Consider the following 14,588-nt stretch of genomic DNA (forward strand, 5'->3'; position numbering starts at 1 on the left):
AGTTTAATTTGGTTTCTTTTCTTTGACTATTGAAGGAAAATTGAGTTTTAAGAAGTTATTCTGATGTTACATTGAATTTTCCGCTTGTAAGCATCTGTATTCCAACCCATAATGGCGCTGAATTTCTTTCTGAAGCTCTTACTTCATGTAGAAATCAGGATTATCTCAATTTAGAATTGGTTATTAGTGATGATGCATCTAATGATTTTACAATTCCAATAATTAATGAACTTACGGTCGATTTCCACTTTCCAGTAAAGCTAGTTCATCATCAACCTGCTGGAATTGGTGCTAACTGGAATAATTGTGTCAAACATTCAAGCGGAAAATACATTAAATTTTTATTTCAAGATGATTTATTGGAACCTACTTGTGTTTCAGAGTTAGTTAGTTTAATTGAGTCCCAACCAAATGTAGCATTAGCTGCATGTAAAAGAAAAATCCTCTTCGATAAAATCAACTTAGAAAATGAATCTTGGGTATCAAAATATGCTGACCTTCAAGGTTCGCTCGAAAGAAACATCGTAGGTGAATATAAACTCACAAAAAAAGATTTTAATTATGCATTTTTTTACATTGGTACAAGGAATAAGATTGGTGAGCCGAGCACAGTTTTGTTGAATAAAGAGTACCTGAATTCCGTTGGAGAGTTTCGAACCGATCTTAAGCAAGATTTGGATTTCGAGTATTGGTGGAGATTGATGGATAAATATACAATACTAATTACTTCAAAGACATTAGCTAGCTTCAGATTGCATCCAAATCAATCCACTAACAAGAATAAAAGAAATTCGATCCATGATTACCTAATCATAATGTCTTTAATTCTATCCAAATACATTTGGAAAATGCCTTTTAAGGATTCAAAAAAAGTTTTGATCAAAGAGATTTACTGGGCAAAAAAAACCTTTATTAGTCAGGTTTTTGGAATGAAAAAAAAGAAATATTTTTCCAATGGAGGTAAAAGCTGAGGTTGCAATTATCTTGTTGACTTATAACCAAGAGAAGTTTCTTGAAGCATCTGTTGAAAGCGTTTTAAACCAAAAATTTGAACATAGTTTTAAACTTTACATTTTTGACGATTATTCATCTGATAATTCATTTACAATTGCATTGAAATTCGAAGAGAAATTTCCAGAAAAAGTAGTATCGATTCGAAATGAAAGAAATTTAGGATTAGCTAGAAACTTTGAAAAGGCAATTCTGCAAACTAAGGAAAAATATATCGCTTATATTGAAGGAGACGATTATTGGACTGACGACTTTAAATTGCAAAGGCAATTTGAATTTTTAAATAGTAATCCATCATTTGTATTGGCTTTCCATGACTATGTTACTATAGATAAAGATGACAAGATTATTTCAGATATAAACCTATATGAGAAGTCACTGCAAAGAAACAGATCGAAGCGAGAAATGGTGACTGGTTGTTTAATCCATCAGAATACCATGATGTTTAGAAATGTGATTAGGACATTTCCTAAGGGGTTTTTCCTGGCGAAAAATCATGATACGTTCTTTATTGCTTATCTGTCCAATTGGGGTGTAGCTGGATATGTAAACTGTAAGCCATTACATTATCGAATTCACAAAGAATCGCTTTGGTCAAGCTTATCCGGAAGGCAAAAACATTGGAATGGACTGATAACCTATTTCATGATTTTGTTTTATGTACAGCCAATTTACTATGCCAGTGTCATGCGAAAGATAGGTTCAAAAATGAAGTCTATTTTAATTACATAAATTTTGAGCACAGTTATTAGAGTAGAAAATTTATCCAAGCGCTATCGTTTAGGTTTGAAAGAGAATCAATCCAATACTCTTTTCGAACAAATTGGAAATGTTTTGAAATCGCCTTGGGTTAATTTCAAACGACTTCGGGAACTAAGCCGTTTTGGATTAGAGGATGATTCTGTTTTCTGGGCTTTAAAGGAAATTTCTTTTGAAGTAAAAGAGGGAGAAGTATTGGGTATTATCGGAAGAAATGGTGCAGGAAAATCTACGCTCCTAAAAATCCTTTCTCAAATCACTGAACCTACTTCCGGGAAAATTGAAATCAAAGGGCGTGTTGCGTCGCTTTTGGAAGTGGGGACTGGTTTTCATCCTGAACTTAGTGGGCGGGATAACATCTATATGAATGGTACGATTTTAGGTATGACTAGGCGTGAAATTGATTCCAAGCTTGACGAGATAATCGATTTTTCGGGTGTTGAAAAGTTTATAGATACGCCGGTGAAGTTTTACTCTTCAGGAATGAAAGTTCGATTAGGCTTTTCCGTTGCAGCTCATTTAGATCCAGAAATCTTAATCATCGATGAGGTTTTGGCCGTTGGGGATTATGAGTTTCAAAAGAAATGCTTGGGTAAAATGGAAGATGTGAGTAAGAATCAGGGAAGGACGGTCCTCTTTGTGAGTCACAATATGTCTGCTGTTCAAAATTTGTGTTCAAGAGCAATATTTCTTGATCAAGGCCAATTAATTGCGAGCGGGGAAACTGGTGAAATTGTGGACAGTTATTTGAACAGAGTTTCTAATTCTTATCTCAAGAATTTTTGGGAATTAAATAATTCTTCTGTTGATAAGAAATTTGAATTTTTACGAGTATCCTATTCTTTGGAAGGAAAACAGCCTAATTATAATATTATATTTGAAATTCGCTGCCTTTCAAATTCTCATCACGAAGATGCCTTTTTAGCTATTGATGTTTCATCCTGGGATGGAACAAAGATTTTTCAATCTATTCCAGAACCAAAACCCTTGTTGAAATTTTCCCCTAAAGCAAGTGTTTTGCAAGTCCAGTTGGACTTACCCGCTTTAATCCCGGGAATTTATAAAGTCTCTATCTGGGCAGGAACAGATTACTCAAAAACTTTAGATTGGCAAAAAGATATTATTTCATTTGAAATTGTTAGCTCACCTATAAAATTTAGGTCGACCCCGCATTCGCCAATTAACAACGGCTATTTTTGTCCACCTTCAACTTTATTGAAAATTTCTTGATGAAATCAATTAAACTGAGATTGTTTAAAAAGTATCAGTCAGTATCCTTGGGAAAAAGGTGCAATTTTCTTTTTGACAAGTACTCAAAATTTACGATGATCCCTCGAGATCTTTATTTTGCAAATTTGAAGATTGCTTATAGCTATCAATTTGTTCAGGGAGATATTGTCGAGTGTGGAGTTTGGAAAGGCGGGATGATCGCAGGTATTTCTGAATTGATTGGCAGTAAAAAAGCTTATTTGTTTGATAGCTATGAAGGATTGCCAGTAGCGCAAGAGATTGATGGTATGGGGGCGTTAAAGTGGCAGGAAAATACTGAAGGTCCATATTATTTTGATAATTGCACAGCGGATGAAAGGTATGCTTTAGATGCAATGAGCCAGACAGGTTGTCAATTTGAGTCGATTAAAGGTTGGTTTGATTCGACATTAGCTCAAACATCACATATAGAAAAAATTAGCATTTTACGATTGGACGCAGACTGGTATGACTCAACACTTATTTGCTTTAGTGCGCTATATCCAAAAGTTTCCAAGGGAGGAGTGATAATTATTGATGATTACTATACTTGGGATGGATGTAGCCGGGCAGTTCATAGTTATCTATCCAGCATCAACTCAATTTCAAGAATTAGTTGTGAAGGAGGAGTGGCTTTTATTAAGAAATTGGATTAAATGTATTCGCACGAAGAGCTTGTTCATAATAAAAAAGCGGCTTATCAAATACTTCCTGTGATGATGGAAAAATTTCATCTACATTCGGTAATTGACTTTGGTTGCGGAATCGGTACTTGGCTTTCAGTGGCAAAGGAACTAGGAATTAAAGATGTGAAAGGAGTTGATGGAAATTATGTGGATCTCAATCTTTTAACGAAGTACATATCGGTAGAAGAATTTGTCTCGCATGATCTTACTGTTCCATTGGAATTAGATAGAAAATTTGACTTTTGTCTTTGCCTTGAAGTAGCGGAACATTTATCAGAAGATTCTTCAGATATTTTAATAAATACACTTGTTACCCACTCTGAATTGATCCTTTTTTCTGCGGCGATACCTGGCCAAGGTGGTCAAAATCATCTAAATGAACAAGAACCACAATATTGGATTGATAAATTCATCGTGAGGGGATATAGTGTTTATGATCCGATTAGACCTCTTGTATGGAATAATGAGGCGGTAGATATATGGTATAGGCAAAATATTTTCTTGTTTTCTAAGTTGCCTTTGGACCTTCCAAAACCTACCTTTACCTATTTGGTTCATCCCGGACTTTACAAGGCACAGTTGATGAAGAAAATTCAATATGAAAAAGAGTTGGAACTGATAAAATCTGGAAAAGCGAGTTCTGGCTTTTATTTAAAGCGTTTTTTCAGAAGTTTAATTCATTAAGTGATGTCGTTAGTTTCAGTTTTAGTTCCAGTTTTTAATGCTGAAAGTTACCTCTTAGACTCTCTTCAGAGTATTTTAAAGCAAACCTTTGATGATTTTGAGCTAATTCTTGTTGATGATGCCTCAACTGATAATTCTTCATCTGTCCTTAAATCTATTTTTGACTCTAGAATCCGGTTTATTCAGCATACCGAAAATAAGGGAATAGGAGAAGCCCTCAATTCTGGTTTGGCATTGGCTAAAGGCAAATATGTTCTTCGAATGGATGCAGACGACATTGCCTACCCTAATCGAATTGCCCGTCAGGTGGAGTTCATGGAAAGATACCCTCAAATCGGGATTAGCGGGACTTTGGCAGAGTACTTTGATGGAACCCCCTTTAATAAAATCGTCAAGAATGAATGTCTTAGACCGTCTTTGCTTTTGGATTGCCCTTTTGCACATCCTACTGTTATTATTCGAAAGGAAATTCTAGACAAAAGCAGACTGCGATTTTCTGGATATCTGGAAGACTATGAGCTTTGGATCAAGCTGAGCGCCTTGACAGATTTCGCCCTTCTCCCGGAGGTATTGCTAAAATATAGGAGAAGTGAAAATCAATTTACCGCACAGAATTTTGAGAAACGAGCAAATGAAGCAAATAAACTTCGGATAAACTTTGCAGAATATTGGCTTAAACGATCGCTTAATCCCATTGAAAGAAGTATCGTTAGCTCGGGAATGCCGGAGGCAATTCAACCCGATTTAAATCAGGTGGGAATATTCTGCAAAGAGTTATTAAATAGCGCCGCATGGTCTGATAAAGCTGCTACACTAGAGGTAGTAAAGAAGCTTTTTTTTAGAAATTTTTATAGATCTCCCAAGAAATTAAGAAGTAAATTCCAGATACTCAAAAATGATTTTCTTTCTATAAAAGAAAAGTTGAATCTCCTAAAAAAATCCAGATTTTCTGGAGTTAGCTGATGCCAAAAATATCAATCGTTATTCCTTGTTACAATTCAGAAATATATTTGGAAGAGACATTGGACTGCCTACTCGAGCAAAATTTTCAAGATTGGGAATGTGTAATGGTAAATAATGGATCTACAGATAGGACCCTCCAAATAGCGGATACTTATTCAAAAAAAGATCAACGTTATCGGGTACTTTCAAAGGAGCACGGAGGGATCTCTAGTGGAAGGAATCTGGGAATATTATCAGCAAAAGGGGATTATATTCAGCTTTTGGATTCCGATGACTTGATTACACCTAATAAGTTGCAGAATGAATTAGAGTTCCTTTCAATGCACCCAGAAGTAGACATTGTATATTCAGGAGTAAGGTATTTTTATTCAGGAGATCCAAAGAGAGACCTTCATATTTACAGCGAAACGGGTTGGACTGGAACGATTGAAATCGACCGTTCAGATAAATTGGTTTTAGATGCAGTACTAAAAAGGAACCCATTTGTTACTTCTGCACCGTTGTATCGATCTTCAGTTTTTGAAGATATTGGAACTTATGATGAATCCCTTCAATACATTGAGGATTGGGATTTCCAAATCAGATGCGCTAGAGCTGGCAAGGTTTTTCACTACTTGGGATATAAGCTTGATCAAAGTACACTCATTCGCCTTCATGACAGGAATATTTCTAAAAATCGAAAGGCTGTCCAAGAGGCAAAAGCTAAGTTGTTGAAAAAATATCCAGATCTATTTCCAAACCAAAAGAAGAGCGGGTCCAAGAGAATTCTTAAGCAATTTATTCCCCCTATTTTTCTGAGATTTATAAGGTAGTTCATTTTGAAAGAGGCACTAAAACCCATTGCATTTTATCTTCCGCAGTTTCACGCAATTCCTGAAAATGATGCTTGGTGGGAAAAGGGATTCACAGAGTGGACTAACGTTAAAAAAGCAAAACCGCGTTTTAAAAATCATTATCAACCTCATATTCCAACAGAATTAGGCTATTACGATTTAAGGGATGACGAAGTTCGGATCGAACAGGCTGAACTGGCCCAGGAGCATGGGATTTATGGTTTCTGCTATTGGCATTATTGGTTTGGAGCAGGTAAACGCTTATTAGAACAGCCAGCCCGGGATTTTTTAGAATCAGGAAAGCCGGATTTCCCCATTTGTTTTGCTTGGGCGAACCAAACCTGGTCTGGCGTTTGGCATGGTGCGCCGGATCGCGTCCTTATCAGTCAAAAATATCTAGGTAAAGAGGATGACGAGGCCCACTTTCGGGAACTCTTACCTTATTTTAAAGACTCAAGATATATCCAAGTCGAAGGGAAACCACTTTTTCTAGTATATCGCCCCTTTGATCACCCCTATTTGGATGATTTCATTAGACAATGGAATTTTTTGGCAAAAAAGGCAGGATTGATCGGAATTTATTTTGTGGGAATTTCCTATCAAAAGGAGAACCCATTCAAAAATTTAAATGGTCTTGCTTTTCATGATCAGTTTCTAAAAAAAGGGAAATTCAATTTTTTTGAGAAAGTTATAAAAAAGCTAACAAAGAAATATCCCAATGAAATCCTAAGCCAGTGGAGCAAGGGTTGTATCGTCACTTCTTATCAAGAAATGGTAGAACGAACACATAATGAAAAAATGGAACTTGGTAATTTTCCTACACTCCATGCGGGATGGGATAATACTCCCCGGTCAGGGAAAAGAGGGGTAGTTCATTATGATTTTAGCCTTGATCTCTTTAAGATCCATCTGGAAAAAATGATTAGCTGTATCAATGAAGACCAAGAGCCGATTTTCTTTATAAAAAGTTGGAATGAATGGGCAGAGGGGAATTATCTAGAACCGGATGATCGGTTTCGAAGAGGGAAACTGGAAGTGATTAAGTCAATCTTGGAGTCTAGGATTAACAAAAACTGATATGAAAGAGACAATACTTATTACCGGAGGGACAGGATTCCTTGGAAGGAATTTGGCTTTAGCCTTGAAGGACAATTATAGGATAATTTTAACGGGAAGAAATAACAAACAAAATTTGTATGCAAAGTCTGTTACCGGCTGTGAGGTTGCTCCTATGGATATTGTAAACATTGAGTCTATTCGCGATACCTTCTCGCAGTATCGGCCAAATATCGTAATTCACGCAGCAGCTACAAAGTTTGTTGACTTGGCTGAAAAATTTCCGATGGAATGTACCGATGTGAATGTCCTGGGTTCTCAAAATGTGGCAAGGGTTGCTTCTGAAAGAGAAGTCGAAATGGTAGTGGGTATCTCTACTGACAAGGCCGCGCCCCCCATTCGAAACCTCTATGGCATGACTAAGAGTATTATGGAGAGGGTTTTCTGTGCTATGAATGACAACTCAAAGACTAAGTTCTGTGCGGTAAGATATGGAAATGTCGCTTGGTCAACAGGTTCCGTTTTACCAATTTGGGCAGAAATGCATCAGAGAAATGGGATAATTGGTACCACTGGTCCAGAAATGAGAAGATTTTTTTTCTCAGTTAATGATGCCGTGGAATTGGTGATTAACGCTATAAAACATATTGAATTAGTCCAAGGAAAAGTTCTATCCCGCTTTATGAAAGCAGCGCAGATCGAGGATATTTTGAAAGTTTGGATTGAAGAAAAGGGAGGCAAATGGGAAAAAATAGCTGGAAGACCAGGGGAGCGCAATGATGAATTTTTAATTGGTGATCTCGAATTGGACTATACCACCGAATTAGAAATCGGTGGAATTAAACACTATCTAATTTCATTTAATAAGAAGGTGAAGCAACCGGTAAGTTTCGGGTTGTCCTCAGCGAATACTGAAAAACTAACTAGAGAAGAGATTGTAGAGTTAATATTAAATTCGCCGAATGAGTGATAAAGTTGCGAAAATTAGTCACGGGTTGATAATGGCCGCTGGCCGGGGAACGAGAATGGCGCCCCTGACAGACTTGATTCCGAAGCCTATGGCTCCTTTATGGGGTTCAACATTAATTGCCAATGGAATAAGCAAGATTAAACCACACTTGGAGAATCTCCATATAACTGTCGGATACAAAGGTGCTGATCTTGCCAAGCATGTCATTGAATTGGGAGTATCAACTGTGATCAATACAGAAGGAAAAGGGAATGCTTGGTGGATTTTTAATTCATTATTGAGAACCCTTGATGAACCGGTTCTGGTAATGACAGCGGATAATGTGACAGATTTTAAAATCGAATTGCTTTTTGAGGAATATAACCGATTAGGGGCTCCGCCTTGTATGGTGGTTCCTGTTTTGCCCGTCAAAGGCTTGGAAGGTGATTTCATTCACCAGATTGATAATTTAGTTTTTAAACTGGATAGAAATGACTCAGCGCCCTCTTATTGTTCTGGAATTCAAATATTGAATCCCAAATCAATTAATCAGCTAATGCAAAAAAAGGAAGACTTTTCCGAAGTCTGGTTGGAATTGATTCTACGAGAAAAACTCTTTTCTTCCAGTATTTTCCCGGATAAATGGTTTACTGTAGATACTATACAAAGCCTAAGTGATGCTGACAAGTTGAAGGAATGATGTCTATCTCAATTATAATTCCGACATTAAATAGGCCAAATCAGGTTTTAGATTTACTTGAAAAGCTTACTCAAATAACAGAAGAAGAGGAAATAATTATAGTTGACGATAGTCTAGAAAGTCAAGAGAAACAAATAAAAGAACTATTTCCAAACCAAATAGTCTACTTAAATAGAGGCGCAAAGTTAGGAGTAAGTTCTGCTAGAAATGTAGGCGCTTTGATTTCAAAGAATCCTTTTTTGATTTTTTTAGATGATGATGATGAATTTACTGAAAGGTGGATATCTGATTTTAGAAAATTCATTAAAAAAAAACCGGATTTGGTTTTTTGCAATATGATTCGAGTTGAACCCAATGGTGATAAACATGAGGTAAAAATTTCAGATAGCAGAAACGGTGCAATGGGGAATCGAATAGTAATTCCTGGGGCTTGGATGATCAAAAAATCCCTTTTCGAAAAAATAGGAGGGTTCGATGAACGTATTCTATTTGCAGAAAATACCGAGTTGTTTTTGCGAGTATTTGAGGAAAGGCTTGTTGTTTCTTACATAGATGAATTCAATTTTATATATCATCCTTGCCCAACAGGAGGTTCCAAAAATCTCCAAAATATGATCAATTCCTTGACCCTAATTTTGGATAAGCATAGCAAAACGCTTACTCCTCATGTCAAGCATTTATACCATCAGATTATTGGTGTGAATTGGATGCGTTTTCGGAATTTTTCTGATGCAAGACATCACCTTTTTCAAGCAATAAAGTATAAGCCATCCAAGATTGCTACTTGGGGTCGTCTGGGATTGGCCAGTTTACCTTTTATTGCGAAGCGTTTTTATTCGGAAACCGTGAATCATGGTTAAGCTTGGTGGCTTTGTCATTACCTACAACCGACCTAAGATCCTTTTAGCCACCATCCAGGCTATTTTCTCCCAGACTTATCCCCCTGATTTTATGTGGGTGATCGATAATTCCGAAAACTTGGAAACCGATCACGCAATAGCTACGATTTTGGACTCTCGGATTCGATACTATCGAATGGGTGCAAATGCTGGTCCAGCTGGAGGTGCCGCCAAGGGTTTGGAGCTCTGCACTAAAGAGGGAGTAGATTGGATCTATTGGGGGGATGATAACGATCCTCCTTTTCGGCATGATTGCTTTGAAAGGCTGCTGGACATCAGGGACGTCAATCCCTTTTGTGGGGTCTTAGGTGCTGTAGGCCATTTTTTTGACCGAAAGAAAGGAGTGATCAAGAGGATTCAAACCCGTCTGTTGGAAAGGAAAGATTGGGTAAAAGTGGACTCCATTGCTGGAGGAATGTGTATGCTGGTATCCTCCCAAGTAGTTAAAGATGGTATTTTACCTGATAAAGATTTATTCTTTGGTTTTGAGGAATTAGACTTCTGCTTAAAAGTTTCTCGAAAAGGCTATTCCTTGGTCGTGGATTGCAAACTGTTTTTAGAATCCAGAAAAGTAACGGGGCGATTGGACTTTGAGCGCCCTGCGTATCAGCAGAAGAAAAATCTAGCTCGAGAATACTATAGTCTAAGAAATCTCCTCTTTATCTCCGATTCTTTGACATTAAAATCCATGCGAAGGAGATTGATAGGGAAGTGGCTTGCAAAGGCTTTATACGGCTATCGCTATGGATTAGGCTATGGCTGGATAAATATGCATATGATTTTTCTGGCATTTTCCCATTATTTCCGTGGAGTTAAAGGAAAAACTATCGAGCTTGAATAAACCTACAATCCTTTACCTACTCGATACTCTCCAAACAGGTGGCGCAGAAAAAAGCCTGCTAGAAATCACCTCGAGGTTTCAAGAATTTCGACCGGTATTTGCGACCCTTTTTAATGGAAAGCATGATCTGCTGGATGAATACGAAGCAGCTGGTATTAAAGTCATTCGATTGGGATTGAATGTCTCCAACCGATTTGCAGAGATCGCCAAAAAGGTAGACCAAGTAGTGCAACAACATGGTGCTGTTATTGTGCATTCCAGCATTTTTCGCTCTGATATGGTGTCCCGGCGATTAAAATCAAATGTCAAAATAGTCAACAGTCTGGTCAACAACAGCTACCGGAAGCGACGCTACGATGGACTAAACCTGAAAGGAAAAATTGCGCTCATGGGAGTGCATCTGCTCGACCGGTTGACCTTGGGCAAAGTGGATCTGATGATTGCCAATTCCCAGGTTTTGGTCGATTCCCACCGGAAAACCATCGGACTCGATCCTAAGAAAACAGTTGTAATTCACAGAGGCAGGCCTGTGCCAGTAATCAGTGATCAGTATTCAGTAGGCAGGACCCAAACAACTGACCACTGCCTACTGCCCACTGCCCACTGGTTATGCGTTGGCCGTCTTATTGAGCGGAAAGGACATAAGGACCTGCTTCCCGCTTTTGCGGAACTGTTGAAAACTCGTCCCAAAGACCGTTTAGTTCTGGCAGGAGATGGGGAATATAGACATGCTGTGGAATTGCAAATCCAAAAGCTGGAAATAGCTCATGCCGTGGACCTCCTAGGTACTGTCAGCCATGTATCCCAATTGCTCAGCCAAGCCGACTTTTTTGTTTTCCCTTCCTATTTTGAAGGGCTTCCGGGATCATTGATCGAGGCCATGATGGCGGGAGTACCGATCGTTTGCTCAGATATCCCGGAGAATAAGGAATGTATCGACGAAAGCATGTGTCTGTATCATCGGGTAGGGAATCAGGCTGATTTATTGGCCCAGATGGAAAAAGCACTCACACTAAGCGATTGGGCAGACCGGACCCAAAGGGCATTTGACTATGCAGCTACCCACTTCGAAATCGGTAAGATCGCTAGGCAGTATGAGGAAGTTTATCAGGATCTGCTAGAAAACCGGCCAAAACAATGAGAATCCTTCAAATCCTCCAAAGACCCCAGCGAAGAGGTGCCGAAATCTTTGCTGCTCAACTTGCCCAAAACCTGACTGAACAGGGACATAAAATCAAACTGGTTTATCTTTTTCCGGGTGCTGATACACTGCCTTTCAAAGGCCAAAGAATCCATCTTTATGCCTCCAAAAGCAACAGGTTTTGGGATATGTACACCTGGTGGAAAATTGCCCGGCTGGTCAGGGATTTCAAACCCGATATTGTCCAGGCTAATGCGGGAGATACTTTAAAATACGCGGGACTTTCCCGCTTTTTTTTTAGATGGAAGACTCCCCTGGTTTTTCGCAATGCCAACCTGATCTCAGGATTTATGGACTCACAACCAAAGCGAATTTTCTACAGGTTGCTTCTTTCACAGGTTCACTCGGTTGCCTCAGTTTCTGAGCTGTGTAAGCAAGATTTTCAAGGGGTATTCGGTTGGAAGAAGCCTATCTTTCATTTACCGATAGGGACTAAATTCTCTTCTCACAAATTAGGGCTGCCGGTAGATTTAGAAAACCAATTGGGAGCAAATCCCTTCTTAATACACATAGGAAGTTTTGTCCCGGAAAAGAACCATGCCGGTTTGCTGAGAATATTCAGGCGATTGAATAAGCTGTTTCCTTCCCTAAGATTGGTGTTGTGTGGAGATGGACCGCTCAGAACTAAAATTGAGGATCAAATTTCTCCTGAAATCATAATACTCGGATCCCGACAAGATATTAATACTATTCTTCCACATGCCAAAGCACTTCTTTTACCGAGTCTTATCGAAGGTCTTCCCGGTGTGATTCTGGAAGCTATGGCCTCCAAAGTGCCAGTGATAGCCTATGATACAGGAGGGGTTTCCGAAGTGGTAATCCATGGACAAACCGGATTTCTGATTCCCATTGGGGATGAAAGTCAGTTTGCAGAGACTTTGGCTGAAAAGGTATTGGCTCAACGAGCGGATCTTTTTTCATTAACAGAAAATGCTTTCAATTTGGTCGTAGATCGCTATTCAATTGAATCTGTTTCAGACCAATTCGAAAAGTTCTATCTTAACCTACTCAATGGATCTGACACGAATTCTGATTCTTGATACTTCTCCTATAAGGAGAGGGGCCCAAGTATTTGGAGAAGAGTTAGCGGCATATCTGAATTCAAAAAGATACAGGGTCAAGAGAATCTATTTATTCCGGCCCACTGAAAGCCAGATTGTTTCAATGGGTGCGGAGAATTCAATACTTCCGTTTTTTGAAAATAGTCACCTGGAAAAGTTCCCTTCTTTCCAACCAGGCTTACTTTTAAGGCTAAAGAATGAAATCAAGGATTTTGAACCGCAAATTATCCTTTGCAATGGTTCCAAAACCCTAAAATATGGGGCTTGGATCAGGTTTTTTGGATTCAACGGCAAAGGAAAAGTGACCGGTAGATTTATTGACGATGCAGTATTTTGGAATAATGGAGGGATCAAAAAATGGGCTTATTCCAATTGGATCAATCGTTTGGATGGAATGGTCGCGGTCAGCCAATCCTCATTGGATTCCATGATACGCCATTACAAGTTTCAAAAACCTTCCAGGGTCATCCATCGGGTTTTCGACCCCGGGAAGTTTGAAAACGCCCCAAAGCGAAATGACGCCAGAACGCAGTTGGGAATAGGGGAAAACGACGAAGTGTTACTTTTCCTGGGGAATCTCACCGCACAAAAACGACCCGACCGATTTCTTGAAATCGTGAAACAACTGATTGAAACCCGACCCAATCTCAAAGCTTTATTAGTTGGTGACGGAGAATTAGGTGCCTCTGTCAAATCTCAAATCTCAAATCTCAAACCCGTGCTGAGCGGTGTCGAAGTATCTCAGATCCTTTTTTTCGGTTACCAACAAGACGTCTCCCCCTTCCTTGCAGCCGCGGATATTCTGGTTCTCCCTTCCGATACCGAAGGGCTGCCAGGCGTAGTATTGGAAGCAGCCCATTTTGGTGTGCCTACGATTGCCTCGGAGGTAGGGGGAATCAGGGAATGCTTGATTGACGGAGAGACTGGAATGTTGGTTCCCGATCGGACGGTTTTCCAATTTTGCGAAAAAATCAGTTTTTTACTCGATCACCCTAAGGATCGGAAAGCCATGGGAGAGAGGGCCAAATCCTATACCTCCCAGCACTTCAGGATGGACCAAGTTGTTGACCAATACTTGGATTTTTTCCAGTCCATCAGCCCCTCCAAATAAAAGCATTACCAAATTCCCCGCTCTGCCGCCGTTAGTGTCGCCACTAACGGCTTTCCTCGGTTGTTTCCGCTGCTCAGGATTTACAATCCCAACCCATTATTTATGGAATTTGCAATTCCATTTTCTAACGAATCTTCTTTTGATTCCCAATGCACATTCCTTTTCCATTGCGCTGGCGATTGACCCCTTTTTTCAAATGAACTTCCAGCGCCATCGCTATTTCCCATTTCAATTCTAATCTCTGCTCTTCGAGATTTGTAATCTCGAAGTCCTAATATTGGATTTTCAATCCAACTTTTCAATCCAATAAAATCATGACCTGATTATGCTGTTCCAACAAACTGCCGGCTCCGTTCCTCGGCATCAACTGCTTTTTTCCAAACGATGATCCTGCGCCGAGGTCAATGGCCTTAATTCTTTTTTTACCATGGGTTCCGCTAGCGCTCCACCCATGGCTATTATAATACCAGGCCTTCAGCCTTCTTCCCGTTTTCCAGCTTCAATACCAGATAACACCTCCAACCTCCCACCTCCAACCTCCAACCTCCGACCTCCAACCTCCAACTTCCACCCTCCAACTTCCAAC

15 protein-coding genes are annotated in these 14,588 nt (G+C 39.3%); all 15 read left to right on the top strand.

Translation table 11 applies throughout. The features are described from left to right. Positions 1 to 71: 71 nt before the first annotated feature. Genes B0E43_RS22455 through B0E43_RS22525 form a run of 15 tightly spaced genes read left to right on the top strand, consistent with a single transcriptional unit; the run spans position 72 to position 14,002 of the window. Entirely contained in the window at positions 72 to 971 is a 900-nt protein-coding gene (locus B0E43_RS22455) for a glycosyltransferase family 2 protein (protein WP_077353659.1), read from the top strand. Then, on the top strand, positions 955 to 1,743 hold the full coding sequence (locus B0E43_RS22460; RefSeq protein ID WP_077353660.1) for a glycosyltransferase: 789 nt from the start codon (positions 955 to 957) through the stop codon (positions 1,741 to 1,743). The genes B0E43_RS22455 and B0E43_RS22460 overlap by 17 nt, the downstream gene beginning before the upstream one ends. Further along, the gene (locus tag B0E43_RS22465) at positions 1,744 to 3,000 is read left to right on the top strand and encodes a polysaccharide ABC transporter ATP-binding protein (protein ID WP_077353661.1); all 1,257 of its coding nucleotides are present in this window, start codon (positions 1,744 to 1,746) and stop codon (positions 2,998 to 3,000) included. It abuts the gene before it with no gap. Beyond that, positions 3,000 to 3,674, top strand: a complete 675-nt coding sequence (locus B0E43_RS22470) for a TylF/MycF/NovP-related O-methyltransferase (RefSeq protein WP_077353662.1) — start codon at positions 3,000 to 3,002, stop codon at positions 3,672 to 3,674. Before B0E43_RS22465 ends, B0E43_RS22470 begins: the two co-directional genes overlap by 1 nt. Continuing rightward, positions 3,675 to 4,388, top strand: a complete 714-nt coding sequence (locus B0E43_RS22475; RefSeq protein WP_077353663.1) for a methyltransferase domain-containing protein — start codon at positions 3,675 to 3,677, stop codon at positions 4,386 to 4,388. Between the two features lie 3 nt (positions 4,389 to 4,391). Further along, positions 4,392 to 5,351, top strand: a complete 960-nt coding sequence (locus tag B0E43_RS22480) for a glycosyltransferase family 2 protein (RefSeq protein WP_077353664.1) — start codon at positions 4,392 to 4,394, stop codon at positions 5,349 to 5,351. Further along, on the top strand, positions 5,351 to 6,163 hold the full coding sequence (locus tag B0E43_RS22485) for a glycosyltransferase (protein WP_077353665.1): 813 nt from the start codon (positions 5,351 to 5,353) through the stop codon (positions 6,161 to 6,163). The genes B0E43_RS22480 and B0E43_RS22485 overlap by 1 nt, the downstream gene beginning before the upstream one ends. Positions 6,164 to 6,169: 6 nt before the next feature. Then, the gene (locus B0E43_RS22490) at positions 6,170 to 7,261 is read left to right on the top strand and encodes a glycoside hydrolase family 99-like domain-containing protein (protein WP_077353666.1); all 1,092 of its coding nucleotides are present in this window, start codon (positions 6,170 to 6,172) and stop codon (positions 7,259 to 7,261) included. A gap of 1 nt (position 7,262) precedes the next feature. Then, a complete protein-coding gene (locus tag B0E43_RS22495) occupies positions 7,263 to 8,210 on the top strand; it encodes a polysaccharide biosynthesis protein (RefSeq protein ID WP_077353667.1) in 948 nt (315 codons plus the stop codon). After that, complete coding sequence (locus B0E43_RS22500; RefSeq protein ID WP_077353668.1) at positions 8,203 to 8,889, top strand: sugar phosphate nucleotidyltransferase; 687 nt, start codon at positions 8,203 to 8,205, stop codon at positions 8,887 to 8,889. The genes B0E43_RS22495 and B0E43_RS22500 overlap by 8 nt, the downstream gene beginning before the upstream one ends. Beyond that, positions 8,886 to 9,749 (top strand): glycosyltransferase family 2 protein, encoded by an 864-nt coding sequence (locus B0E43_RS22505; protein ID WP_077353669.1) that lies wholly within the window; start codon positions 8,886 to 8,888, stop codon positions 9,747 to 9,749. Before B0E43_RS22500 ends, B0E43_RS22505 begins: the two co-directional genes overlap by 4 nt. Then, complete coding sequence (locus B0E43_RS22510) at positions 9,742 to 10,629, top strand: glycosyltransferase (RefSeq protein WP_077353670.1); 888 nt, start codon at positions 9,742 to 9,744, stop codon at positions 10,627 to 10,629. The genes B0E43_RS22505 and B0E43_RS22510 overlap by 8 nt, the downstream gene beginning before the upstream one ends. Next, positions 10,622 to 11,770, top strand: a complete 1,149-nt coding sequence (locus B0E43_RS22515) for a glycosyltransferase (RefSeq protein WP_077353671.1) — start codon at positions 10,622 to 10,624, stop codon at positions 11,768 to 11,770. The genes B0E43_RS22510 and B0E43_RS22515 overlap by 8 nt, the downstream gene beginning before the upstream one ends. Continuing rightward, on the top strand, positions 11,767 to 12,870 hold the full coding sequence (locus tag B0E43_RS22520; RefSeq protein WP_077353672.1) for a glycosyltransferase family 4 protein: 1,104 nt from the start codon (positions 11,767 to 11,769) through the stop codon (positions 12,868 to 12,870). The genes B0E43_RS22515 and B0E43_RS22520 overlap by 4 nt, the downstream gene beginning before the upstream one ends. Continuing rightward, a complete protein-coding gene (locus B0E43_RS22525) occupies positions 12,842 to 14,002 on the top strand; it encodes a glycosyltransferase family 4 protein (protein ID WP_077353673.1) in 1,161 nt (386 codons plus the stop codon). Before B0E43_RS22520 ends, B0E43_RS22525 begins: the two co-directional genes overlap by 29 nt. Positions 14,003 to 14,588 lie beyond the last annotated feature (586 nt).

Origin of the sequence: Algoriphagus sp. A40 (assembly GCF_002002735.1) — a bacterium.
Classification (GTDB): domain Bacteria; phylum Bacteroidota; class Bacteroidia; order Cytophagales; family Cyclobacteriaceae; genus Algoriphagus.